Source organism: Sphaerospermopsis aphanizomenoides BCCUSP55, from assembly GCF_001586785.1.
GTDB lineage: Bacteria > Cyanobacteriota > Cyanobacteriia > Cyanobacteriales > Nostocaceae > Sphaerospermopsis_A > Sphaerospermopsis_A aphanizomenoides_A.
The window spans coordinates 1-23,586 of record NZ_LUFH02000098.1 but is presented as its reverse complement, the minus strand read 5'-3'; the positions used below and the strand labels follow the sequence as shown (position 1 = coordinate 23,586).

Sequence of the window (23,586 nt, the reverse complement as noted above, 5' to 3'; positions counted from 1 at the left end):
TGTTAACTGTTCCCCGTTCCCTGTTCCCTCTCCAAAATATAAAATTTATTTTGCACGACTACTTATCTAACAAAAAAAGCCCGCACTTGCGGACTTTATTAAGTTATATCAAATACCGATTACTTCTGATTGTCTTGATAAGAAGTGTAATAAACCTTATCACCTGTATCCGGTACAAAATGACAAACCTTTGCAGAATGCAATAATGCCTTCCAAATAGGTTCTTCAGACTTATGATAATAATCGCCTAAAATTGGTTTAATTGCCTCAGTTGCTTTCAACAAATTGTAGTGAGGCATATTCAAAAAGATGTGATGGGCAACATGAGTACCGATATCATGATGGATATGGTTAAAAATCCCATAATCCCGGTCAATTGTAGAAATTGCACCCTTTAAAAAAGTCCAATTTTCACCACGATACCAAGGTAAATCTTGTTCAGTGTGATGTAAATAAGTCACTAAATCCAACCAAATTACAAACACAACGTAAGGGCCAGCATAGTATTTGAGTAACCACATCCAACCCCATTGATAGGTGAGAAAACCTAGCAAACCTACAAAACCAATCCACAAGGTAGTGCTAGTGATGATGTCCCACTTTTCTGAAGGTTTAAACAGCGAACTACTGGGATCAAAATGTGAACCACTTTTACCAGGAGTGCGTTGAAACAAATAGATAGGATAAGCTAGTGGCAGAAAGAGATAATATCGAACTACTTTTTGTAATAAAGGTAATTCTTGATATTTGGATTCACTTAAAGGATACCAGCTTTCATCATTTTCCAAACTGCCAGTATTTTTGTGGTGAGTTCTGTGGCTAATTCTCCAACCATGATAAGGAACGAGAATAGGAATGTGGGAAAGATGACCAACTAAATCATTTAGCCATTTATGCTTAGAAAAAGATTGGTGTCCGCAGTCATGACCAACTACAAACAAAGCCCAAAACATTGTTCCTTGCATTACCCAGAAAATTGGCCAGAAGTACCAAGAATCTAAGTAATTTGCTAGTGCATATAAACCAGCGACAATGGCAACATCACGGAAAAAGTAATAGAGTGATTTAACTACACTAGGCTGAAAACATTCAGCAGGAATAGCTGCTTTTAAATCTGCAAGAGTAAACGGCAGGTTATCTTCATCCTGAGAAGATTTAACAGCAGGATTTTGGTTGAATTGAACGGTATCTAATTGCACTGGAATTAATAATCTTGAATGGAAGTATAGAGAAAATTTTGACAGGCAAGATGCCTGTCCTACAGGCGTTATTTTTGGGCGTAATATTTGTCAAATGTTGTATAACCAATGTCCGTTTGATATAGTTGACATTCGTTAGTAATTTGTTTCATTAAATCCCAAGAGAACTTACATTCATCATGAAGATAAGGACCCCAATTTTCCTTGATGCTGTCGTAAGCTAACCGCAAATTATAGGAAGGAATAGCGGTAGAAATATGATGGGGAACATGAACGTTAATATCGTGACACAGAACTTCTACCCAACGAGGATAATCACAGTGAATAGTTCCAAATAACTGTGCCATAGCCTCGTTCCACTTATCAGCAGTTTTGAAAGGAACATCTGCTGTTGTGTGGTGAACAATGGTAAAGGTACTCATCCAGAAATGGTAAACTATCCAGGGGATAAACCAGAATTTAATAAATCCCCAAACACCAGTAGTAATAATCAAAGTTGGGAAAACAATAGCTGCAAAAGCTACCACTACAGCCACAGAAAATTTAACACTGGCTTGGTCTTTTTTCTGGAATTTCCGCGCATCAAAATGCACAACTGCCCAATGTCCGATAGAACCTACCCACCACAGACGCTTCCGCAGGAAGAATTCAAACGCAGACTGTCTGGTTTTGTTCCAACTTGCAAAAACTTCAGTTCTGATAGGATGCCATGCGTTATCCTCATCTAGTTTATTTGTATGTTTATGGTGATGATTATGTTTAATTCTCCAACTATGAAAAGGGTAAATTAAAAACATCATGAAAAAGTGGCCAACCAAATCATTTACCCAACGACGCTTGGCAAATGAACGATGGCCACAGTCATGACCTATGACAAAAAATCCTGTTAAAGCAGTTCCTGTAAAAATCCATGCTAGAGGTAGAAGAAACCAGGGAGAAATTGCTAAAAAATAATAGCCTAATGCAGCCATAGACAAACTGAGAATTACAGTTGTCCATGCTTTGCGGCTATTTTTCTGGAAACATTCCTTGGGCAGACTTTTGATAATATGCTTGAGTTTGATTTGATCTTGATCAAGGTCTGTAGAGACGAGAGTTTCCTGGCTTTTGATGATTGATGTAGTCATGAATACCTGAAAAACAACAAACTAATCCACAAAATCATTAAAAAAATGAGATTGCAGCAAAGTCTTGTAACATTAATTTCTGAGATTATAGCAATCTAGTAGCAACTTAGGGTAGCAATTAAAAATTAAAAATCAAAAATTAAAAATTAAAAACTTTCAATTGCTGTATTCCTTTATTGCACGCAAAAAGTCAATAGTTTTGCGCTCAAATTGTGAACAGAAAACTATTGACTTTCAAGATGAATTATGCGTTATGCTTTTTTCTCGGCCAGCTTAATATTTTTAGCTAGACCTAAGAGTTGTAGTAACTGAATAGTCGTCCAAGTCATATCAATTTCCCACCATTCCAAACCATGACGGGCTGAATATTGATAAGCATGATGGTTGTTATGCCAACCTTCACCAAATACTAACAGAGCCACCCACCAGCAGTTAGTTGATTTGTCTCCAGATTCATGACTGCGATAGCCAAATTTGTGAGTAGCACTATTAACCAACCAAGTGCAGTGATAAACCCAGACAATGCGGGCAAAAATACCCCAAACCACAAAAGACCAGCCCCCTAAGAAAAACAGTACCAATCCCAGGGCAATTTGTAAGAAAATGAAATTTTTCTGTAAAAACTGATAAACTGGGTCATCAATAATGTCTTTTGTGAAGCGAGGAACCTCAGCGTGAGCGGGCGAGTGATAAATCATCCAACCGAGATGACTCCACCAGAAACCTTTATTTGAATCATGGGGGTCATTTTCTGTATCTGAGTGCAAATGATGGATACGGTGTGTACCTACCCACTCAATAGGACCGCCTTCACAGGATAAAGTCCCGAAAATAACTAGGAGATACTCCAGCCATTTGGGAGTTTGAAAACTGCGGTGGGTGACAAGGCGGTGATATCCCAGGGTAATGCCTAAACCACCAGTCACCCAGTAGAGAAATAATGCAACACCAACTGCTTTCCAGCTAAAGTTACTGGGAATTAAAGCAAACAAAGCACCGATGTGCAGACCGATGAAAAATAGGGTATTAACCCAGTTAATTTGAAGTTTAGTTGAGGTAGCAATTGTCATTCAGTAACCTTTATAGGAATTGTCCAGCCTAATCTGCGTGATTGAGGAATCCGCATATTTAGATTATTTTTTTAAATGAGGAAACAATGAACAGCATAGAGCAGCTGCAAGAAGCAGAACAGGCATTAATAGAGATTTTTTCTGGTATTGACACACAGGTCAAGCATAATCTTCAAAGAGTGCTTACAGCATTTCGTAATCATCGAGTGGGGGCGCACCACTTTGCGGGTGTAAGCGGTTATGGGCATGATGATTTAGGGAGAGAAACCTTAGATCAAGTTTTTGCCGAAGCAATGGGTGCTGAAGCTGCGGTAGTGCGAGTGCAGATTGTTTCGGGAACTCATGCGATCGCCTGTGCGCTGTACGGGGTGCTTCGGCCTGGGGATGAAATGTTAGCAGTGGTTGGTTCTCCCTACGATACTTTGGAAGAGGTAATTGGCTTGCGTGGTCAAGGCCAAGGATCTCTTCTTGATTTTGGCATAAAATACCGCCAACTAGAACTAACTAAAGAAGGAAAAATAGATTGGCAGACATTAAGCAGTAGTGTGACGGAAAATACCCGTCTAGTCTTAATTCAGCGTTCCTGTGGCTATTCATGGCGGTCTAGCCTCTCTATTGGCGAAATTGAAAAAATCGTTCATATAGTCAAACAGCAAAACCCCAACACAGTTTGTTTTGTAGACAACTGCTATGGAGAATTTATTGATATTAAAGAACCCACCCACGTAGGTGCAGACCTGATGGCTGGGTCATTAATTAAAAATCCTGGTGGGACATTAGTCACCGCAGGGGGATATATAGCCGGACGCGCTGACTTGGTAGAAGCAGCAGCTTGCAGACTCACAGCCCCCGGTATTGGTAGTGCTGGTGGTGCAACCTTTGACCAAAACCGCCTTTTATTCCAGGGATTATTTTTAGCACCCCAGATGGTGGGTGAAGCTATGAAAGGAACATACTTGACAGGTTATGTATTTGACAAACTTGGATATCCTGTCAACCCCGCCCCCCTAGCACCAAGAGGGGATGTGATCCAAGCCATTAAACTGGGTTCAGCGAAAAAACTAATTGCGTTCTGTAAAGCTATTCAACAATATTCGCCTATTGGTTCTTATTTAGACCCCGTACCTGATGAAATGCCGGGATATGAAAGCCAAGTTGTGATGGCTGGGGGGACGTTTATTGAGGGTAGCACTTTGGAACTATCAGCAGATGGACCTTTAAGAGAGCCTTATATTGTGTATTGCCAAGGCGGTACTCATTGGACTCATGTATCTATTGCGTTACAGGCGGCTATTGAAGCTGTAGGGGAAGCTTAACGAAGGCAGGGGGCAGGAGGCAGGAGGCAGGGCATTGTCTGTTGGGCGAGATAGTGTAAGACGGTATGAAACTGCAACTGTTGTTTGAACCCAGAATCTCCGCACTTTTAGGGCGGGGAGTATGTCAAGTGATTCTATTATTTAGCAACTAACGTGGTTTACTGGTGACATATTCCATCACATCGTTCTGCACTGTAAATCCGTTAGAGTTGTATTCAATTAATGAGCGCCATTTTAGCCTATCTATGCTTCCTAACAGCTTCTGGGAAGTCACAGGAGGCATGATGGCGTTAAGTAATTCTGGCATTAATATGGGTTTGCGGTGAATCGCTAAAGAATAGATTACGGTTTTATCTAAATCTGATAAGCGTTGAAATTGTTGATCTAACAACTTGTAAATATCGCCAAATACGGTTACACCTTGGTCTAAAAAAAGATCAATCTTGCCAGAAAAGAGAAAATCAATCTTGGTGGCAGCAATTTTGAGTATGAGGGGATTTCCGGCATAATGATGATGTAAGGTTTGCCATTTTGCTTCAGTTTCGTTAATTCCTTCTGACTGCAAAATCTTGAATCCGTCTTCAGGAAGCAGCCCTTTGAGGATCAGCGATTTAATGGAATTGGCTTTTTTCTCTAGTAAAATAAATGCGATCGGTGGTTCTCGACTGGTGATAATTAAACAACTTTTGTGGGTAGACTCCCCAATTCTGCGAATCAGTTGTCCATAGCCTTCAAATCCTGGCCGATATGATCCCCCTCGTTCTCCGCATTGCAGAATAGATTCTAGATTATCCAGAACCAGCAAGCAACGAGTTTGATGGAGATACTGCATTAACTTTGATATTAATTGCTCTGGAGATTTTGGTAAATCAACGGCTTGGTGGTGTGAGAGGATGTGAATTAGCTCAGTTAAGGTTTCTTCTACTGTTGGCGCATGACGAAGCGATCGCCAGATGACATACTTAAATTCTGATGATGACGAGTCTGTGCTGTTGGTAAAGCCTTGCATTAGCTTGGCTATCAGGCTGGTTTTACCCATACCACCCATACCTAAGACCATGATTAATTGATAGCGATTAACCTGAATCCACTGGTTCAACGTTGCCAATTCTGCGGTGCGTCCATAGAAAACGGAGACATGGGGGGCTAAACTATAATCCCCATAGGGCTGAATTTGAGGCTGTAGAGGTTGGATAGGGAATTTTGCTGAGTGTGCTTCTGGTTTGACTAATGGGAGGGGAGGAGGTGATTCATAATCATCAGACTCTAACACCAGATTAAATGCCTTGAAGCATTGAACTAAAGATTTTTTATCAACTCTGACGTTGCATTGAAAAATTTTGCATAGGGTATGAGAGTCTAAGCCAGTCTGAATACTGAGATTATCAAGGGTAAATCGCTTGCCGTTATTTTCAGCATATTCCTTTGTTTTTATTGCGTTATTAAGTTTATCTAAACCTTTATGCGTGAGGATTGACCCACGTTTACGTTTTCTTGGTAGATCCATAACTTAGAAATATATAAATTTTTTTAAGCAAAGCCGAATAGGGTAAGACAATTAGCTCTAACCGCCGGAAAAATGACTGATTTCCGGGAAAACGGTATTAATCTGACAAGAGTATAAAGATACAGCTAAGAGATTGAACAGAGTATAGCGGTTGCTTGATGTGTTTATCAATACAGCATTTTGCAAAAAAGGGAAGTTTTAACAATTTGAAATAATTCTGCGGTCTAATTTGCTTACAGTCTCAACGCTTGAAAGGTTTGTGGTAGAGGGGTGAGAGCGATCGTTTGTCAGGATTTTTACAGCAGTTTGCTTAAGTTGGCAAACTTCCATTGCTTTGGAGCGATGGCAATACCTAATATTAAGAATATCTCCGCCAAATTACGAGGGTTCAACGGCTGTAGAAACACAACAAACGGAAAAGAAAATGAAGAAGTTTACAAAGTTGGGAAAGAAGCTTTTTGTCTTGAAGTCTTGGCAAAGTTTTGCGCTTTGTCTTGCTACAAGTTTTGTAGCAATATTGCTGTTTTCATTTCAATTTCAATCAAAAATGCTTGCTAGTAGTCCTTATGACAACGTAATAAATGTTAAGAGTGACATAAAAGTTGCACAAAGTACAGAACCTATACCAGTTACATTTGATAGTTCTAGTTGCGCCAGAGCATTTGTAGCAGCATTGGAGGAATACATAGGAATTGAACAAGCGGATGCTGTATGGGAAAGCAATGGACAACTGTATACTTATTCTTACGAAGGACAAGCAAAAAGTAATAACAAATCATTACCAAATAATGAACCATTAGTAAATCAAAAAGTTTTTCCATCATCTAATTTTTTAGCTGGTCGTGGTCACAATGTTAGAGAAATAGTTAGCCGTGTTCTGCGTGGAGTTGCTAATGACGGAGCAAAAGTCTTACGCATGAATGTTAGAGGAGAATATCATAATAATGGTGGACTCTGTGCATTCTCATATCCATGTGATCCTAGTAAGCACTATTGTACATATTGATTATTTTTTTAAGACAACCTGGATGAAAATTTCAGCAATCGCATCCTGTTTTTAATGAAATGCCCAATGATGGATGGTGGGTGAGTTCATTAGCCTCACCCATTCTATAACTAGCATTAATTGGTAAATTCTAATTTAGAAGTTTTGCCTCTGCCAACGACACAGCAAAGTTAAGGATATCAATGTGATGAGTGTTCAAGATAATTGTCAGGATTTTAATAATCAAGACCTTAGAGGTGTTGATTTTAGCAAAAAAATTAATTGCATTAATCATAAATTCCAACATTCTAAAGCTGGTATTAAGCCAATTGTATATTACAGTTTAATAACTATATTTTGTGTACTATCTATTCTAATTTCAGTAGCTGTAGCAACCGCTATCATGCCTATGTTAGCTGGCGTTGACAAACTTTGGATTCGCATAATTGCCTTTTCAATGCTTGGGATTTTTTTCTTTTTTCTAACTAGACAAGGCTTCACAGGTGCTTTACTTGCTGAAGGAATAGTGTCTGTTGTTGCGATAATATTGATATGTCCCTTACTTATTGCTGGAGAAAAGATGATTGTTCCGGGGGTGTTTTTTGGAATTGTTAGTGTAGCAATAGCTTTTGGCGGAATTGTAATGTTTGCTTTCACAATCACTGTGCTTGATATTCTGTCTAACCGATGGGTTAAGTATGGCACTATGATTATATCAATAGCTATAATGGTCGTCAGCGTACCTATTATATTTTATTCTGAAAATAAGAAAAAAAATATAGATAATTCTCTTGATTGTTTAATAGACATTTTAATGACTGGAGTAATTCTCAGTATTGGTTTTTATATTGCTAATCGTTCGTTGTATCAAGATAAAAGATTTAATTCTATTCGTTCATCTGCAATTAGTTTTTGTGCTAGATGCTATAGTACCTCATTTAGAAGTACCGCATTGAATAGTAATGGAAACATTGAAAAGGTTAATCTAACTGACGCTGATTTTACTGGAGCAACGTTAAGAAATGTTGATTTTAGAAAAGCAATTCTTACTAAGACTCGCTTTTATAATGCCAGAAATATCGAGTATGCTTGTTTTGATGAAAATCATTATCTGCAAAATCAAAGAATTCGACAATTGGCAATCAAACTAGATGTAAACCAACTGGATGATAAAAACTTTAATTATCTTGATTTAGAAGGTATAAATCTGGAGAGTGCTAATTTACAAGGTATTAGTTTTATGGGTGCAAATTTGAAAAATGCAAGTTTAAAAAATGCAGATTTAACCGGAGCAAATTTAAAACAGGCACAACTGGCTGGAGCAGATTTAACAGGAGTAAATCTGACAGGATCGTGTATCGAAGATTGGGGAATAACGAAAGAAACTGATTTAAAAGAAGTAAAGTGTGAATCAATTTTTTTAGAATGTCAAGAAGAGTATGATAAAAACGGAAACTCCCTCAGTAAATTTAAAAAACAGTATCCCAATGACCGTAAGTTTGAAAATGGAGAATTTATCAAACGTGCTTATCTAGCTTGGGAACGATATGAGGAAAATAAAACAACTACCATTAATTTCAATGCTCCTGTGAAAACTGTTGTTGGATTAGTAGAGGGAGATTTTGTAGTAGATGGAAATGTTGTTGAATCTACAGAGATAAGTAAGGTAGATGAACCGGATTTGGCATAAACTCAAAAGTTTTCTATATACTGAATTGATCAAATATTTGTGTTACAATAATAGATAAAATTTACGCTAGAGGATTAAGCAATGTCAGAGAATCAACCTACAAAAAACGATATACAAATGAACTTCCACGACAAAGTTGAAACGGCAATAGGTAAAGTTGAAGGTAGTATCAATAATGATTCCAGCCGTAAAATTACAATTGGTAATATTGGCGGAGATTTGAATGCTAGTGGGCAAGCTTTGAATTTAGGTGATATTAGTGGTACGATAACAAACACTATTAATGAATTACCCCCTTCTCCTGCACCAGAGAAACCTGGAATTAAGGAATTATTAAAACAACTGCAAACAGCAATTGAGACTGATACTAATTTAACGCCCAAAGATAAAGAAAAGACCCTAAAACAAGTAAAAGCTTTAGCAGAAGCAGCACAAAATCCTCAAGAAAAACAAGATTTAGCAGATACAGCAATTACTATGTTAAAAGGAATTCTTAGCGGCTTACCAACTGCGACAAAGTTAGTTGAGGAGTGTAGTAAACTTTTACCGCTAATCTCTGGTTTTCTAGGATTAGTGTAAATTGGCATTTCAGATGAATAAGAGAAACCGAAGAAATTTTATTAAAAATGGAGTCTTTGGTGGGGTATTAGGTCTGTTTGCAAGTTCAGCCTATGCAGGCAGTCCAACTCCAGAAGAAATTGAAGGACCATTTTATCCAGTTTTCGCTCAGAAAGATCAGGATTTTGATCTGACAAGAATAGAAGGTAAACAGGGAGTAGCCAAAGGTAAGATTATTATTATCCAAGGGCAAGTTTTAGATACGGATGGCCAACCACTTGAAAATGCTACGGTTGATTTATGGCAAACGAATGCTGCCGGAAGGTATAGGCATCCACATGATTCAAATAAAGCCCCATTAGATCCTAACTTTCAAGGCTGGGCAATTGTACCCAGTGGGAAAGATGGAAAGTTTTATTTTAAAACAATCTATCCTGGAACTTACCCAGTATCCAATACATGGCAAAGACCTCCACACATACATTATAAAGTCAGCAAGAAGGGATATATTGAACTCATCACACAGATGTATTTTCCTGATCATAAACTTAATGATCTAGACCTTTTGCTGAACCGCAAAAGCAAAGATGAACGCAAACTTATGATTGCTTCCAAGGTTCGAGATAAACCAGAAACTTATCAATATAATATAGTGCTGCAAAAGGCATAACCAACAAACCAAGAGGATATCTAGTCACAGTATCATCTGCTAAACAATTGATGGTAGACAACAACAAGGAAAGGAAATCGGTAGTAGTCATGCACAAGATTTGATATCAACCTTTGGAGAAGATTATCTAGCTGCACAGGGAGATGGCTTCTATTTTTTGCTTGATGTTGAAGGAATTGAAGGACAACCATCATTATCCAAAGAGTTTTATTTAGGATGGCCAGAAGCTGTTTCAAATGCCAGTAGTAAGGTGAAATTACTTCCTTGCGTTTACCTGAGTGCCAAGCAAGATCCAACTTCAAAACAAAATCTCAGTGCTGCAATGAAAGCCGGCACACAATGTCATGGTTTATGGGTTGCTAATTACGGTAATCAACAACCAAAACTCCGCAATTGGAATCGAGCTCAAATAGAACCGGCTAACCCACTTCCTTGTAAGGTTTTAATTCATCAATATGCTGGAGATATCGCCAATGGAATATTTGATTTTAACCAAATTAATCCATTTTTAGATAATCCAGAATTAGTTTTCCAGCGACTCATTTTACCACTAGCATAATTATCGCAATTTCAACAAACTCTATTTAATTGTCTACTTCCGCCGCTAACTGATACTTTTCAAGTCGGAATAACAAATCGTCATATAATTCATCAAAAGTCATACAGTAGACTTGTTTAGAATTGAGGATCAGGTTTTTCTGTCGCCATTCCAACCTCTTTTTTTCTCTAGGTTCTAAATGCTCATGTCTGCCAATAATTAATAATCCCATATAGTCAATACTTCTGGCAGTAAACCTATCTTCAAAAGCATCTGTTTTTTCTAAATCGTCCAGTTTCCAAAACCAATCTAAAATCTGGCTGAATCCTTTCTCAAATCTGGAAGACCATTCGGGAGTATTTTTTCCTGATTTAGAGACAAATATACTGTTAGATGCAGCATCTTCAAATTCCACAAAACAATAGGATTTTTTAATAGAATCTCCAATTACTAAGTCAGCTGTAAAATCTCCAAATATGTCATATTCAAATGCCAGACGATTAAATCTATTAATCTTGGGATGATAAGAACCAATAAATGCTGATAAATGATGATTATTTCTGAAAAAGGGCAGAATATCATCGTTTTCAGATAAAGATTTATTTTTGTCTAATAGGTAGCGGAGTTCTCTAAGTTGACTTCTAGCAATACGGGGATTAAAATCAAGTTTAATAAAATCTTTCATGGGTTATACTTAAAGTTAGCTATTTGCCGCCGCAAAAATTTCTAACCTGTCATGAGTCATCAAATCTAAAACTTTAATTTCATCGGGATTGTCCATATTTAAAATTGCTCTCAAGTTGGGATTGATAAGCAATAAATAAAGTGGTTCATCTATCTTCAGCTTTTTAATGATATTACCTGATATTGCTGTTTCTATCCCAGAATTAGCTAAATTCATCAAAGTTTGAGATACAGTTTGTTGTTCTTGAGGGGAAAGTGCATCGAAAGCAGGTTGAACGCGCTTATGGAGGGTGATCTGAACTGGGCGATCGCTCATGTTATTGTTAAGTTAAACCTCTATATTAAGTATATAGCATTTACAGTTTTTTGCATCATTACACTTATAGCGATCGCTTCTCCAATTAGGTAAACTGGAATAAAAGAGCGATTTCTACGGAGCGATTTGCGATCGCTTATCCTAGAAAATAAATGTATGCCAGATATTCTTATTGAGGTAACAGAGTATGGACATCGCTGTAACTTTAAAGGAAATCAAATCCCTCAGTATTGCAGATAGAATTCATCTTGTGCAAGAGATTTGGGAAAGTATAGCAGCAGAACAAGCTTATCCAGATTTGACAGTAGCGCAAAAACGAGAGCTTGATCGGCGGATTACTGATTATGAAGCAAATCCAGACAATGTAATGATATGGGAGGAAATTAAAGCTTCAATTAGAGGACAGCAATGAATTATGTCCTGGTATTTCGTCCAGAAGTTTTTAAGCTTTTATTTTGCAGGTGAAGTTTTAAAGATAATTCCACAAGCGATCGCTCCCCCCAACAAGATAAACTGGAATGAAAGAGCGATCGCATACCGTATGTTTTATTCCGGTAATTTATACTGCGCCACGATCCGCTTTGCAAACTCCGGTATGTGGGCTTCCAATTTCTCAGGATGATTCCGCTTAACGTATAAATAATTTCTCGCAAAGTGGGAATCTATAGAAAATCTCCCATATTCCAAACCCTTCGGTCCGATTCTATCTATCACTACTCCCATTAATTGCGCTACCCACATCGGTAATGTAACTGCATCATCATAAGCTTTTATACCCTGCTGTACGGCAGGTTTTCTGTCTCCTTTCGACATCACAGGCTGGGTTTCTAGTTGGTCTTTCACCAGTTCTAACATTTCTTTTCCGGTATCATTTCTCACTACTATCCATTGCCAGGGATAGGGTGCGCCCATGTATCCTACAACTAAATCCGCTAAAGAGTTGACGTAATCAAAGCAACTCATACATGATGGAGCAAAGATATCTTTAAGCACATTGGTTTTTAAGCCAAAGAAGGGTACTTTTTCTTCTGAACCGTCTTCGTGTTTGAAGTGTACCCGGAAGTCTTGCATAAATTCGTAACTTACCACTGTTTCCGGGGAACGGCTGGTGGTTTCTAAGAATTTCTGTAGTCCGGCGCGGGTAACGTTATCTACACATGGTGTACCGAGAACGTACAGTTTTTCTAAACCGAGTTTCTTCTCTACAGCGCGTAATGCTTGGATTTGACAACCTACACCTATTACTAATAACCGCTTCATTCCTGATTTTTCTATCTCTTCTAATACGGAGAGGTTAGGAGAAAGGGTAGGTTTATTTACTTTAGCTGCTAGTATTTCTTCTGGGGTGCGGGCTATGATGGGCATCGGTTGAAAGCGGTCTTCTTTGGTGTTCTGCACACATACGACTCCTTCAACTAAGCCACGATTGAGCATTTCTATAGCTATGCTACTAACTATACCTGTCCATTGTGCGCCTTCGATGGGTTGTGTTTTGCGTGCGGCCATCATTTCTTGATGCACGCCAAAGTACAGTTCGTTGTCGTCTTCTAGGTTGCGGGGGCGGTTATGGGTGGTGGTTTCTAGTTCGTCTATTCTTTGGGTGATGAAAGCGCACGCTTCTTTGACGTAGTGGATATAGTAGGTGTCGCATAGTCCGCATTCGCTACATAGTTCTTTGGCGGGGCGCACGCTTCCGGGTTTGAGGGCTTTGGCTTTTTTGTGTTTGTTGGTGTCTATGGATGTCATTTATTTTGTTTATTTTTCTTGAATATTGCTTTTATTACCTTACCGTTAGGGGTTGTGATGTGGGTGGTTTGATTTGGGTAATAGGGTTTTTTCACGCATAGGCGCTACAGATGCGGAGAGAATAAAGAAAGTAATTATATAGTGATAATTTTATTTCTGTGCTAACACTTCAGTAAATGTACGATGGTGATTATTCATAGGTTAGCTGTTAAGATGAGTATATTTTTAATGTTGAGCAAATACAGAAGCAATTATGAGTCAGCTTTTTCATCGCCTTAATAGACTCATTAAATCTGAGATAAATTATTCTCAACCTAAAATGAATGTTTCTAAATATCAAGAATTTACAACAGATTTTGCATTATTAGAAGGTTATCATTTGAATGTAACAACTTTTCCTCTCAGTATTACTAATACTTTGACTGGAGTTAAGTTATATGAAGCAATAAGATTTATAGTTGAAGGTGAGATTTCTGTATCTATTGATTCGAGTTATAACTTTGGTGTTACTACTTTAAATAGTCTAATTTCACAAGGAATTACTATAGCAGAAATTTTAGATTTAGCTATTGAAGATATGGAACAAGAATTAGCAAGCACTCGTGAAGCTACTGTTTCAGCTATGTCCATCGAAAAAATTAATATAAAAAAGTATAATGAAGCTGAGGTGGAATTGAAAAAATGGCAAGACAGAACTAATTTAGCTATTGAAAAAGGTAATACTTATTTGGCAGCAGAGGCTTTAAAGCGTAAAAAGTTTTTCTCAATGAAGGTGAATAATTTAAAGGTTGCTTTGGAAGAACAGATGATTATATCAAATTGTGTAAAGCTGAGTTTATTTGCTTTATCTAATAAAGTTGTTGAAGCCAAGGATTATCAAGTTAATTTTGGCAATTTTCAATTGAAGAAATTATCTAATCCAACAACTAGGGATGTTAATGATATTGATACTGAATTGGAAATACTAAAACAACAATTAGATGACCTGTAGTTTTAATCAAGTTATTGATATTAGCAAAAGTAATCGGCCTTCGGTTGATTTATCGAGGTTTTTTTGCTGTTAAAATACATCTTCCATTATCCCACAAAACCGCCTGAGAATGAATTCTCAGTCTCATAGCAAAAGTCTGTTAAAACAGACTCAATAAATATCAATCTTCATTCAGCTTTAGCTGAATTTCGCTATTAGCCATGAAATTCATTTCTTGGCGGGTTATCTTAGCAGTTTTTAAATCTTCTATTATCCCAGAAAACCGCCTGAGAATGAATTCTCAGTCTCATAGCAAAAGTCTGTTAAAACAGACTGAATAAATATCAATCTTGATTCAGTTTTAGCTGAATTTTGCTATTAGCGAAGAAATTTATTTTTTGATTTTCAAATACAGTCAACTAAATTAGTGTTATAATTTTATAATTATTGTAGCTATTTCTAAGAAGAAATTATGAATATTGATACATCTTTAGATCAAATCGTTGTAGAAAAAATCTACATCATTCAACAACAAACTAACCAAGATATCAAATAAATTATTCAAACTGCAATTGAGGTTTATTATCACAAAATTCAACAATCAGAAAATGATCCTCTTGCTTTACTGAAACAAAGTGACTTTATTGGTTGTGGAGAATTTGATTCTATCGCCGCTTTTCATTAGCTATTTAGAAATAAAAATTAATCTTTTAATTATACCATATACTGACAGCAAACTAGCAAATCAATATCAGATTGTCAGTTGCACTACAAAACTCTCTACAACAGTGGGTTAGGGTGGAATTGATGCAATTGAAAAACTGCATTTTACATAGTTTATAGGTTGTATTGTTTTTAGTGAACAAAATAACCTGACTATGAAAGTTGGCAATCTAACAATCTAAAATTGGTGTAAGCCTGTGTCTGATTTAGAATTGTACAAATATCTCCCCAAGCTTCCCGATGCTGCACTGCAAGAATTTACAGAATGGTGTATTTTAGAACAATCAAAAGCCGCAGGATTAGAATTTAAACCTGATGAAAATAGGTTAAAAAACTTAGCACCAGCAGATTATTTGAAACAACTAATTGACCAATTTATGAAGGTGAAACCAGACCCTATTAGGGCTGGTCTAGTAGCAGTAATTGCTGGACAACAATCTGATAAACATAATTTGTCAGGTTTAGCAGCTATTGTTGATTTTGTTTCACTTTATGTTAAGTATTTAATTCCTAAAGATGGTACTGACCCAGAAGAAGCAACAGCAATATTAGCAAAAGCAGGGCAACATCAGTATGATCAACTGACTGAAATTGCTAAAAAACATAATGTAGCTTTATAGTCAGAAGTCAGAAGTTAGAATACTTGAAGTGTTTTACTCCTGACTGCTGATAGCTATTAATTACCTTTGATTCAGCAACATTTTTACGCCATATTTAGGACGTAATGTAAAAGCTGGCCAAGGTACAACTTCGTGATTTGCGGCTAGAGATAATTTAAATTGTTGGGCAATAGTCGCTAAAATTAACATTGCTTCCATTTTGGCAAAAGATTGACCAATGCAAATTCTTGGACCACCACCAAAAGGAAAATAAGCAAAGGTTGGTAATTTCTTGGCTAAATCGTTTTCCCAACGGTCAGGGTTAAAAACTTCTGGTTGGTCAAAATAGCGAGGATCATGGTGCATTACCCACTGACTAACAATAATACCATCTCCAGCACGTAGGGGATAACCGCCAATTTCGCAATCCTGCACCGCTCGGCGACTCATTGCCCACACAGGGGGGTATAATCGCATTACTTCCATGATGATTCTTTCAGTGTAAATCAACTTGGGTAAATCAGCAAAAGTGGGTGTTCTTCCACCTAATACTGTCTGCAATTCTGTTAGTAACTTTTGCTCAACTTCTGGATGTTGCGATAATAAATAACAAGCCCAAGATAATGCTAAAGCTGTGGTTTCGTGACCGGCTATTAATAGGGTAATTAATTCATCTCGGATTTGTGTATCGGTCATGCGTGTGCCATCTTCATCTTGAACGTTCAGCAGCATGGATAGCAAATCACCTGAATCTTTAGCACTTTCTCGCTTTTGTTGAATGATGCGATTAATCAAATTATCAAACTGCTGTACTGCTTGTTGATAACGTAAATTGTGAGGAAGAGGAACCCAATCAGGAATCAAATATAACAACAGGTTAGTATTGCGGGATTCAAAATATTCTATGCTGACTTGCATAGCTTTTCCCACTTGTTCAACGTCTTTTATTAACTCTGTTCCGAATAATGTTTTGGCAACAATTTCTAACGTGAGGTACATCATGTCTTCGTGAATATCTCGAATTTCGCCCTCATGCCATGTTTTTAACATTCTGTTGGTGTAGTCAATCATAACTTCACCATAGGAAAAAATCCGTTCCCGATGGAAAGCAGGTTGCATTAGTCGTCGTTGACGCTGCCACAATTCGCCTTCACTAACGAAAAGTCCATTACCCCAAATTCGTTTTAATATCAAAGCTCGATGTTTTTTAAATAGACTGAGCTTTTTGATTTGTGCCTCTTCAATATAATCTGGGTGATTAAGTTGATACATTGAAAATACAGCACTTTTCCAAAGTACAATATCACCGTAATCTTTGGCACATTGACTCAAAAAACCTAAAGGATCTGCTCCGAAGTCTGGAAGGCTACCTAATAATGGGTGAGCTTTTGGTCCAGGTGGATAATTCGGTGCTTTGTTACTTGGAGATAATGTAACCATCAAAATTTTCTCCTGTTTGAATCAGAATTTTTTAGGACTTACGCAAGATATGACTAAAAGCCTTATTCTTTCGTAGGGGTAATTCATGAATTACCCCTACTTGCGTTCTGTTTTGCGTAAGTCCTGTTTTTGTAATTTGGAGTAGCTATTTTTCAATAGCACTATATATGATGTTTATTTATTAGGATAGTCCTGGTTTATTAAAAGTTACTTTAATTAAATATTTTTTTAAGTAATTTCTCGTTAATGCCGAGATTTCCCTGTAAACCTCCAGTATGTATTAATAGCAGACGACCTGGTGTAAAAAATCCTTGCTGTAGTAAGTTCATGACTCCATAAAACATTTTTCCCGTATATACGTAATCTAGGGGTATGTTATGTTCTTGGGTAAATTTTTGGCAAAACATGATTAATTCTTGATTAACTTTTGCATATCCACCAAAATGGTAATTACATACTAATTGCCAAGGTGCAGGATGATCAAAGGGTGCAGGTAAACTAGATGTCAGATAATTGTTAATTAAACTTTCTATTTCTGCTGCTAGAAATTCTCCACCTTTTAATACAGGAAAGCCAATAATTTTCTGTTTTGAATGTAATGATAGGGCAATACCGGCTAGTGTTGTGGCTGTTCCACAAGCTAGGCAAATAGTATCAAATAATTCAGATATCTGCATTATTTCTGTACAACCACGTACACCGTTCAGGTTGCAACCTCCTTCGGGAATAATGAAGACTTCACCAAAGCGTTGTTTTAATTCTTCTTGTAATTGAGTTGTGTGGCGTTGGCGGTAAGTAGTGCGATCGCAATACACTAGCTGCATCCCTTGTTCTAGCGCAAAACTTAGTGTAGGATTGAGAGGTAAAGTTTCCTCTCCACGAATTACTCCAATAGTGCGGAAACGGAAAATCTTACCTGCGGCTGCGGTAGCAAAGATATGATTGGAGTAAGCACCGCCAAAGGTAATTATGGTGGCAAAATTTTTTTCCTGAGCCTCCAACAGGTTATATTTCAGCTTGAACCACTTGTTACCATTAACCTGTGGGTGCATCAGATCAAGGCGTAATACGTATAACTCAACACCAGCAGTAGCAGCTATTTGACTATTAATTTTTTGTACGGGTGCAGATAGAAAGATTGACGACATTTCAACTACAAGTTAAGCTTTGTTGTCATAGTCGAAAATAACAAATTTCCACAAAATATCACAGGATATCAAACTGTTTATGGCTAAAGTTTTTGATTCTATTACTGAAGAATTGCAAAAATTTATTGCAAATCAGCAGATGTTCTTTGTTGGAACTGCTCCTTTAAGTCCTACAGGCCACGTTAACATTTCTCCCAAAGGTTTAGAAAGTTTTCGTATTCTTTCACCCCATCGCGTTGCTTACTTAGATGTAACAGGTAGTGGCAATGAAACTTCTGCCCATCTGTTAGAAAATGGCAGAATCACATTTATGTTTTGCGCTTTTCAAGAACCTCCTTCTATTCTCCGTCTTTATGGTCAGGGAAAAACGATTTTACCTGATTTTCCTGAATGGAATTCTCTATACTCTTTATTTCCTCCTCTTCCGGGAACTCGGCAAATAATTGTTGCTGATATTGACAGGGTACAAACTTCCTGTGGTTTTGCTGTGCCACTTTATGAATATCAAAAGCAAAGAGAAACTTTAGTTAACTGGGCTAGTAAAAAAGGTGAATGGGGAATTAAAGAATATCATCAACAAAAAAATTTAGTCAGCATTGATGGTTTATTAACTCCCTTAAGTACAGTTCACAATCAAAGATAAGTTGATGAGTAAAGAATGATTTTCGTGTTTTATCAACACGATTGGTATATTATGAAGGGTTGATTTAACCACTCAGGGAAAAGTTTTTTGCCCATTACAGAATTGACTTTTCTGTGAATTATCTGTGTTTAAATCAAATGTTTAAATCACGCAAAGCGAATCGAATTTGTTCCATACGTCTGCGGTTGACACCAAGATCAGATTCTCCTACACGAGATGCTGAACGGATATGAATTACTTGCTCATCCGCAGGTAAATAAAACTCGACATCATCAATAAATTTGAAGATGCGACTTTTAGAAAGAGCATGGATATAATTATCTGTTTGTTCTATCACTGCTGTGCGGGGAACAACTGTGAGAACTTTAAGTAAAACTTCTTTAGCTTGATCACGGTTTACATGATAAGGAATTGGATCAATAGCGTGTTTAGCATCACCATTTTGGCTAACAACACAATTGTCTGAACTTGGACAAGGACTAAGAGAACCGGATTCAACTCCTAACCCAGTAGCCAAAGTAACCGCAGGGAATATTACACTCATAGCTAGAGTTAGAAATACTGCCAAAATACTACTCTGTAATCGCTGTGTGAATCCTGTTAGACGGTGCATTATTAATTTACTCCTCGATGGTTTAGGTTTTGTGGACATATTCAATAATTATCAACTAGAAGGTGCAACTTTGGTGCATCTACCTTCAGGTAAAATTTGTTTATCGGGGAACATTGTATGATGTCATTGTTAAACTTGCTTATAGAAAAATGGGTTTAGGTGCTAAATTATTAGATGAAGTAATTAATGACCCACAGTTCAAAGAAATTGAAAATATTACCATTTTCTATTTTCCAGAGATGATTCCTTTTTATGGACAATGGAAATTTAAACAAGCAATTACAAGCGATTAATGGAATTGAAATAATGTTTCGTGATCATTAATTATCTGAGGAATAGCACAATGATTATTAATCCAGAAAATGTCCCGCGTCGAACTACTACTATTTATCCAGATGTATTTAAATCTCGGATTGTTGGAAGAGTTAAACAAGCTGTAGGAAATGCTGCCGGATTAAAAAATTTTGGCGTGAACTTAGTCACATTAAAACCAGGAAGCTGTTCAGCATTAAGACATTGGCATCAAAAACAAGATGAATTTATTTATATTATTCAAGGTGAAGCAACTTTAATAACTAATGCAGGTGAACAAATTCTCACAGCAGGAATGATGGCAGGTTTCCCAGCAGGAGAAGCAGATGGACATCAACTTGTGAATAAATCTCCAGAAATAGTAATTTATTTGGAAGTTGGAGATAGAACACCAGGAGATGAAGTATGTTATCCAGATGATGATTTAATTGTTAAATCTAGTGATGATGGGGGATGGATTTTGACACATAAAGATGGTACTTTGTATGAAATTTGAACTTCAACACAATTCAATAACTTCAGGAAGTTAAAATCTTGCTATCAGATTTATTCAACTGGCAATCATTGCTATTATTAGGAATCACTACATATCATCAAATTGCCAGCATTCAAGAAAAATCAAAAATACCACCGATAGGAAAATTGATTGATGTTGGTGGACATAAATTACATTTCTATTCTGCTGGTACAGGTGAAATAACTATAATTCTAGATCATAGCCTGGGCGGAATAGATGGCTATTTTTTAGTAGAAGAATTAGCGAAAATTTCACGAGTTTGTATTTATGATCGTGCTGGTTATGGTTCGAGTCAATCTAGTTATAAACCCCGTACTAGTGAACAAATAGTTAAAGAACTGCACATCTTGTTGCAGAAGGCAGAAATTGAACCGCCTTATGTCTTAGTTGGTAACTCTTTTGGTAGTTATAATATGCGTCTTTATGCTCATCATTTCCCGGAAGAAGTGGTAGGGCTGGTCTTAACAGATGGTTTGCATGAACAACAGATGTTAGCAATGCCATTTAGTATGCAATTATTGAAGTTATTTTTTACAGGTTCTTTTTTTATCGCTTCTGTGGGTGCAGCATTAGGAATTGTCAGGTTTTTAGGGTTAATAGGTGCTTTTGAAGTTATCAAAAAAGAACTGCGTCAGTTTCCAGCAACTAAATTAAAAATTGTGAAGCGTTCTTTTTATTCTTCACAACATTGGTTGACCATGTTTCGAGAAATGTGGAGTTTAAATACCAGCGGTCATCAATTACAAAAAGCTGATTATTTTGGAAATATGCCAATTGTTAATATCAAAGCTACTACGTTTCTGAAGCCTGGGTTGGGCAGGTTTTATTTTTCAATTTCACCAGCCGATAAACTGCGAGATTCTATACAATCTAATTTGCTTTTACTTTCGACAGATTGTGAACAATTATTGACAGAAACAAGCAGTCATTTTGTGTGGATAGATGAACCGGAAGTTATTTTAGCAGCAGTGAGGAGAGTTTTGGATAAAGTTGAAAATCAGTATTAAATAACGTAAATAAATCCAGCATTTTCACGGTATTTGCTAAAATAACAGCAATCCCAAGAGTAAAGGAAAAAGGGCTACTAATTACTCGCCGAACCACTACACACAACCCGAAAACCAATAGTGTCGTTACTGTAGACAAGGTTATTGGCGCTGCGACAAGCAGAACGGCAATTCTCACCAAGGGAGGAGAACGAACCACCGCGCTGGATACGTTTATCATTACGCTTAGTAGAAACGTCATCCATGAGAAAATTTTATATAAACTAAGCGACAGTGGTACATAATATCATTACAAATACAGATATTATCACTTTAAGTCACTTTTTTATAACTCTGGAAAGAAGAATTTTAGAATTTAAGTAGAACAACCTGTAAATCAAGATATGTAACAAAAAGTAAAATTACTCAAACCAATCTTCACCTCAAGGTAATTCATCCAAATAATTATCAATCATCTTTGCTAACTCCTTTGGTTGATATTCATACGTTAATAACAAAAGATTTTGATCAAAATCAATCAACTCTTTTCCTTGCAATCTTTGAGAAACTTGACTTGGTTTTAAAGTCCCGCCAAAAATCTCTGCACTAGCGGGACGAATTGCCATTTCTACAGCTTCTGCTAAATATTCTTGCCATTCATCAACTTTAATATAATAGGATTTTTGATTATCTTTAATATTCAATTTGGCAATTTGAATCACAGAATCAGAAATAGAAGCAATCCAAGAATTAGTTAAACGCTGTTCAATTTGATTTTTAATCAGATGAATAACTAACCTAACTAAAAAAGCTTCTATTTTTCGCAAAGTTCCCTGTTTGCTCATATCCTCCAAATCATCAAGAATTTCCAACGCATCATCATAACGCCCTTCTAAGATACTTTTTCTTAATTCCATTAATTCTTGCGTCATGGTTATTGACCTTACTTAGTTGCAGTTATTAGTTGATTTTGTAGTTTTGATGTTCTATAATAACCCAAATCGCTAAATATCTAGTTGAGGCTGGGAATAGGTAATTGGTAATTGGTGATAAAATCCCTATTTTTATCCTGTTCATCCTGACTCAAACATTTTCCTATCTATAAATTCTAGCGTTCCCTATCTTTCTAAGTCAGTGTTGTCACTGGAGTAATTGTCAGTATAATAGCCTGGTTATTATTAACAAAAATTCGACGTTAACTATTTTCTTTGTGTTCTCTGCGGTTTCATACTCCCACCATGTCTACACAACCCATAATTGAAAGCATATATACCGATGGTGCTTGCACCGGCAATCCCGGCCCTGGTGGTTGGGCTGTAGTTGTTTATTTTAACGATGGTTCAGTTCACGAAATGGGTGACGCATCACGCCATACCACCAATAATAAAATGGAAATGCAAGCAGCGATCGCAGCCCTGGAACTATTTGCAAACTCTGGACAAACCCAACCCATCATCCTCTACACCGATAGCGAATATCTAATCAACTCCGTTACCAAATGGATGCCAGGTTGGAAAAAGAAAGGCTGGAAAAAATCAGATGGAAACCCAGTCCAAAATCAAGACCTTTTAGAAACCCTCGATAGACTCAACAGCAGACTCGTCAAATGGCAGCACGTGCGCGGACATTCTGGTAACATAGGTAACGAACGTTGTGATGTGATTGCTCGCTCCTTTGCCAGCGGCAAAATCCCATCTCTTCAACAATTATCGCCTGGAAATTATTATCAAACCTTAACAAATACAAACGAAATCAATGTAGCAAAAGTATCGGATTCTTCCATAAACTCCACAAAAATTAACGAAAACATCTCGGATAGCAGTATTTTGTCATCAGACATAACCACTATGGAACCATCTACAGCTTCAGCTGCGACTACAAACGAGGAAAAACCACCTGAGATGAGGGTTTCACAACTCCGCAACTTAGTTGAAACCCTACGGGTTGCTGACGAAATAGCAGAAAAAGGCTATTTAATTACTAGTTCAGAACTAGCAGACTTGATGGATGTCCACGCCAGTGCTGTCACCAGTCGCGGGGATCAATGGCGTTGGCGAAACTGGATAGTTTCAAGGGTAAGACGGGAAGGTAATCAAATTCTTTGGGAACTAGAAAGAGGAGATCAACTAGGAACGGAAACTGAATAACAGGGAATAGGGTGTGGGGTGTAGGGTGTAGGGTGTAGGGTGTAGGGTGTAGGGTGTAGGGTGTAGGGTGTAGGGTGTAGGG

Annotated in this window: 25 protein-coding genes; 14 read left to right on the top strand and 11 right to left on the bottom strand. The window is 37.2% G+C overall.

Annotated features, from left to right (window positions below):
• Nucleotides 1-119: 119 nt before the first annotated feature.
• From A0J48_RS21225 to A0J48_RS21215, 3 genes are all read right to left on the bottom strand, one after another.
• Nucleotides 120-1,199 (bottom strand): DUF3474 domain-containing protein, encoded by a 1,080-nt coding sequence (locus A0J48_RS21225; protein ID WP_200326577.1) that lies wholly within the window; start codon nt 1,197-1,199, stop codon nt 120-122.
• Between the two features lie 68 nt (nt 1,200-1,267).
• Complete coding sequence (locus A0J48_RS21220; protein WP_200326576.1) at nt 1,268-2,326, bottom strand: fatty acid desaturase; 1,059 nt, start codon at nt 2,324-2,326, stop codon at nt 1,268-1,270.
• Nucleotides 2,327-2,577: 251 nt separating this feature from the next.
• Nucleotides 2,578-3,396: an acyl-CoA desaturase gene (locus tag A0J48_RS21215; RefSeq protein WP_200326575.1), complete on the bottom strand. Its 819-nt coding sequence runs from the start codon at nt 3,394-3,396 to the stop codon at nt 2,578-2,580.
• A gap of 86 nt (nt 3,397-3,482) precedes the next feature.
• Here A0J48_RS21215 and A0J48_RS21210 point away from each other — a divergent pair, with 86 nt between their 5' ends.
• Nucleotides 3,483-4,712, top strand: a complete 1,230-nt coding sequence (locus tag A0J48_RS21210) for a methionine gamma-lyase family protein (protein ID WP_200326574.1) — start codon at nt 3,483-3,485, stop codon at nt 4,710-4,712.
• 148 nt (nt 4,713-4,860) lie between these two features.
• On the opposite strand, the gene A0J48_RS21205 is transcribed toward A0J48_RS21210, so the two are convergent.
• A complete protein-coding gene (locus A0J48_RS21205) occupies nt 4,861-6,219 on the bottom strand; it encodes an NB-ARC domain-containing protein (protein ID WP_200326573.1) in 1,359 nt (452 codons plus the stop codon).
• A gap of 424 nt (nt 6,220-6,643) precedes the next feature.
• On the opposite strand from A0J48_RS21205, the gene A0J48_RS21200 reads away from it, so the two are divergent.
• The 5 genes from A0J48_RS21200 (at nt 6,644) to A0J48_RS21180 (ending at nt 10,681) form a co-directional block, all read left to right on the top strand.
• Nucleotides 6,644-7,225, top strand: coding sequence for a hypothetical protein (locus A0J48_RS21200; RefSeq protein WP_234301068.1), 582 nt, complete (start codon nt 6,644-6,646; stop codon nt 7,223-7,225).
• A gap of 187 nt (nt 7,226-7,412) precedes the next feature.
• Complete coding sequence (locus A0J48_RS21195) at nt 7,413-8,894, top strand: pentapeptide repeat-containing protein (RefSeq protein ID WP_200326571.1); 1,482 nt, start codon at nt 7,413-7,415, stop codon at nt 8,892-8,894.
• An 81-nt stretch (nt 8,895-8,975) separates the two neighbouring features.
• Nucleotides 8,976-9,473 carry a hypothetical protein gene (locus A0J48_RS21190; RefSeq protein WP_234301067.1) on the top strand — a complete coding sequence of 166 codons (498 nt, stop codon included), beginning with the start codon at nt 8,976-8,978 and terminating at the stop codon, nt 9,471-9,473.
• 13 nt (nt 9,474-9,486) lie between these two features.
• Nucleotides 9,487-10,122 carry a dioxygenase family protein gene (locus A0J48_RS21185; protein ID WP_200326570.1) on the top strand — a complete coding sequence of 212 codons (636 nt, stop codon included), beginning with the start codon at nt 9,487-9,489 and terminating at the stop codon, nt 10,120-10,122.
• Between the two features lie 100 nt (nt 10,123-10,222).
• Entirely contained in the window at nt 10,223-10,681 is a 459-nt protein-coding gene (locus A0J48_RS21180; RefSeq protein ID WP_200326569.1) for a hypothetical protein, read from the top strand.
• A 25-nt stretch (nt 10,682-10,706) separates the two neighbouring features.
• Here the strand turns inward: A0J48_RS21180 and A0J48_RS21175 are convergent, their stop codons facing one another.
• Nucleotides 10,707-11,345 (bottom strand): Shedu immune nuclease family protein, encoded by a 639-nt coding sequence (locus A0J48_RS21175; RefSeq protein WP_200326568.1) that lies wholly within the window; start codon nt 11,343-11,345, stop codon nt 10,707-10,709.
• 15 nt (nt 11,346-11,360) lie between these two features.
• Nucleotides 11,361-11,660 carry a hypothetical protein gene (locus A0J48_RS21170; protein WP_200326567.1) on the bottom strand — a complete coding sequence of 100 codons (300 nt, stop codon included), beginning with the start codon at nt 11,658-11,660 and terminating at the stop codon, nt 11,361-11,363.
• Nucleotides 11,661-11,847: 187 nt separating this feature from the next.
• On the opposite strand from A0J48_RS21170, the gene A0J48_RS21165 reads away from it, so the two are divergent.
• On the top strand, nt 11,848-12,072 hold the full coding sequence (locus tag A0J48_RS21165) for an addiction module protein (RefSeq protein ID WP_200326566.1): 225 nt from the start codon (nt 11,848-11,850) through the stop codon (nt 12,070-12,072).
• Between the two features lie 134 nt (nt 12,073-12,206).
• Here A0J48_RS21165 and A0J48_RS21160 read toward each other — a convergent pair whose 3' ends face one another.
• Nucleotides 12,207-13,406, bottom strand: coding sequence for a Coenzyme F420 hydrogenase/dehydrogenase, beta subunit C-terminal domain (locus A0J48_RS21160; protein ID WP_200326565.1), 1,200 nt, complete (start codon nt 13,404-13,406; stop codon nt 12,207-12,209).
• Nucleotides 13,407-13,725: 319 nt separating this feature from the next.
• Here A0J48_RS21160 and A0J48_RS21155 point away from each other — a divergent pair, with 319 nt between their 5' ends.
• Both A0J48_RS21155 and A0J48_RS21150 read left to right on the top strand, forming a co-directional pair.
• On the top strand, nt 13,726-14,397 hold the full coding sequence (locus A0J48_RS21155; RefSeq protein ID WP_234301066.1) for a PspA/IM30 family protein: 672 nt from the start codon (nt 13,726-13,728) through the stop codon (nt 14,395-14,397).
• An 899-nt stretch (nt 14,398-15,296) separates the two neighbouring features.
• Nucleotides 15,297-15,719, top strand: coding sequence for a hypothetical protein (locus tag A0J48_RS21150; protein WP_200326563.1), 423 nt, complete (start codon nt 15,297-15,299; stop codon nt 15,717-15,719).
• A 60-nt stretch (nt 15,720-15,779) separates the two neighbouring features.
• On the opposite strand, the gene A0J48_RS21145 is transcribed toward A0J48_RS21150, so the two are convergent.
• On the bottom strand, nt 15,780-17,138 hold the full coding sequence (locus A0J48_RS21145; protein WP_200326562.1) for a cytochrome P450: 1,359 nt from the start codon (nt 17,136-17,138) through the stop codon (nt 15,780-15,782).
• 212 nt (nt 17,139-17,350) lie between these two features.
• A complete protein-coding gene (locus tag A0J48_RS21140) occupies nt 17,351-18,286 on the bottom strand; it encodes a 1-aminocyclopropane-1-carboxylate deaminase/D-cysteine desulfhydrase (RefSeq protein ID WP_200326561.1) in 936 nt (311 codons plus the stop codon).
• 79 nt (nt 18,287-18,365) lie between these two features.
• On the opposite strand from A0J48_RS21140, the gene A0J48_RS21135 reads away from it, so the two are divergent.
• Nucleotides 18,366-18,929: a pyridoxamine 5'-phosphate oxidase family protein gene (locus A0J48_RS21135; protein ID WP_200326560.1), complete on the top strand. Its 564-nt coding sequence runs from the start codon at nt 18,366-18,368 to the stop codon at nt 18,927-18,929.
• Between the two features lie 133 nt (nt 18,930-19,062).
• Here the strand turns inward: A0J48_RS21135 and A0J48_RS21130 are convergent, their stop codons facing one another.
• Nucleotides 19,063-19,542 (bottom strand): DUF1499 domain-containing protein, encoded by a 480-nt coding sequence (locus tag A0J48_RS21130; RefSeq protein ID WP_200326559.1) that lies wholly within the window; start codon nt 19,540-19,542, stop codon nt 19,063-19,065.
• Between the two features lie 62 nt (nt 19,543-19,604).
• Between A0J48_RS21130 and A0J48_RS27200 the strand changes: the two genes are divergently transcribed.
• From A0J48_RS27200 to A0J48_RS21115, 3 genes are read left to right on the top strand one after another with little or no spacing between them, the layout of a single operon-like run.
• Nucleotides 19,605-19,835 (top strand): hypothetical protein, encoded by a 231-nt coding sequence (locus tag A0J48_RS27200; protein ID WP_234301065.1) that lies wholly within the window; start codon nt 19,605-19,607, stop codon nt 19,833-19,835.
• A 50-nt stretch (nt 19,836-19,885) separates the two neighbouring features.
• Entirely contained in the window at nt 19,886-20,350 is a 465-nt protein-coding gene (locus A0J48_RS21120; protein WP_200326558.1) for a cupin domain-containing protein, read from the top strand.
• Between the two features lie 38 nt (nt 20,351-20,388).
• Entirely contained in the window at nt 20,389-21,378 is a 990-nt protein-coding gene (locus tag A0J48_RS21115; protein WP_200326557.1) for an alpha/beta fold hydrolase, read from the top strand.
• Between the two features lie 422 nt (nt 21,379-21,800).
• On the opposite strand, the gene A0J48_RS21110 is transcribed toward A0J48_RS21115, so the two are convergent.
• The gene (locus A0J48_RS21110) at nt 21,801-22,289 is read right to left on the bottom strand and encodes a DUF29 family protein (RefSeq protein WP_200326556.1); all 489 of its coding nucleotides are present in this window, start codon (nt 22,287-22,289) and stop codon (nt 21,801-21,803) included.
• A 306-nt stretch (nt 22,290-22,595) separates the two neighbouring features.
• Here A0J48_RS21110 and rnhA point away from each other — a divergent pair, with 306 nt between their 5' ends.
• Nucleotides 22,596-23,504, top strand: a complete 909-nt coding sequence (rnhA, locus tag A0J48_RS21105; protein ID WP_200326555.1) for a ribonuclease HI — start codon at nt 22,596-22,598, stop codon at nt 23,502-23,504.
• Nucleotides 23,505-23,586 lie beyond the last annotated feature (82 nt).

Bases quoted from the DNA above. Each gene is read 5' to 3' on its own strand.
- A0J48_RS21220 (WP_200326576.1), bottom strand. From the start codon at position 2,326: ATGACTACATCAATCATCAAAAGCCAGGAAACTCTCGTCTCTACAGAC.
- A0J48_RS21215 (WP_200326575.1), bottom strand. From the start codon at position 3,396: ATGACAATTGCTACCTCAACTAAACTTCAAATTAACTGGGTTAATACC.
- A0J48_RS21210 (WP_200326574.1), top strand. From the start codon at position 3,483: ATGAACAGCATAGAGCAGCTGCAAGAAGCAGAACAGGCATTAATAGAG.
- A0J48_RS21205 (WP_200326573.1), bottom strand. From the start codon at position 6,219: ATGGATCTACCAAGAAAACGTAAACGTGGGTCAATCCTCACGCATAAA.
- A0J48_RS21200 (WP_234301068.1), top strand. From the start codon at position 6,644: ATGAAGAAGTTTACAAAGTTGGGAAAGAAGCTTTTTGTCTTGAAGTCT.
- A0J48_RS21195 (WP_200326571.1), top strand. From the start codon at position 7,413: ATGAGTGTTCAAGATAATTGTCAGGATTTTAATAATCAAGACCTTAGA.
- A0J48_RS21190 (WP_234301067.1), top strand. From the start codon at position 8,976: ATGTCAGAGAATCAACCTACAAAAAACGATATACAAATGAACTTCCAC.
- A0J48_RS21185 (WP_200326570.1), top strand. From the start codon at position 9,487: ATGAATAAGAGAAACCGAAGAAATTTTATTAAAAATGGAGTCTTTGGT.
- A0J48_RS21175 (WP_200326568.1), bottom strand. From the start codon at position 11,345: ATGAAAGATTTTATTAAACTTGATTTTAATCCCCGTATTGCTAGAAGT.
- A0J48_RS21170 (WP_200326567.1), bottom strand. From the start codon at position 11,660: ATGAGCGATCGCCCAGTTCAGATCACCCTCCATAAGCGCGTTCAACCT.
- A0J48_RS21165 (WP_200326566.1), top strand. From the start codon at position 11,848: ATGGACATCGCTGTAACTTTAAAGGAAATCAAATCCCTCAGTATTGCA.
- A0J48_RS21160 (WP_200326565.1), bottom strand. From the start codon at position 13,406: ATGACATCCATAGACACCAACAAACACAAAAAAGCCAAAGCCCTCAAA.
- A0J48_RS21155 (WP_234301066.1), top strand. From the start codon at position 13,726: ATGAATGTTTCTAAATATCAAGAATTTACAACAGATTTTGCATTATTA.
- A0J48_RS21145 (WP_200326562.1), bottom strand. From the start codon at position 17,138: ATGGTTACATTATCTCCAAGTAACAAAGCACCGAATTATCCACCTGGA.
- A0J48_RS21140 (WP_200326561.1), bottom strand. From the start codon at position 18,286: ATGTCGTCAATCTTTCTATCTGCACCCGTACAAAAAATTAATAGTCAA.
- A0J48_RS21135 (WP_200326560.1), top strand. From the start codon at position 18,366: ATGGCTAAAGTTTTTGATTCTATTACTGAAGAATTGCAAAAATTTATT.
- A0J48_RS21130 (WP_200326559.1), bottom strand. From the start codon at position 19,542: ATGCACCGTCTAACAGGATTCACACAGCGATTACAGAGTAGTATTTTG.
- A0J48_RS21120 (WP_200326558.1), top strand. From the start codon at position 19,886: ATGATTATTAATCCAGAAAATGTCCCGCGTCGAACTACTACTATTTAT.
- A0J48_RS21110 (WP_200326556.1), bottom strand. From the start codon at position 22,289: ATGACGCAAGAATTAATGGAATTAAGAAAAAGTATCTTAGAAGGGCGT.
- rnhA (WP_200326555.1), top strand. From the start codon at position 22,596: ATGTCTACACAACCCATAATTGAAAGCATATATACCGATGGTGCTTGC.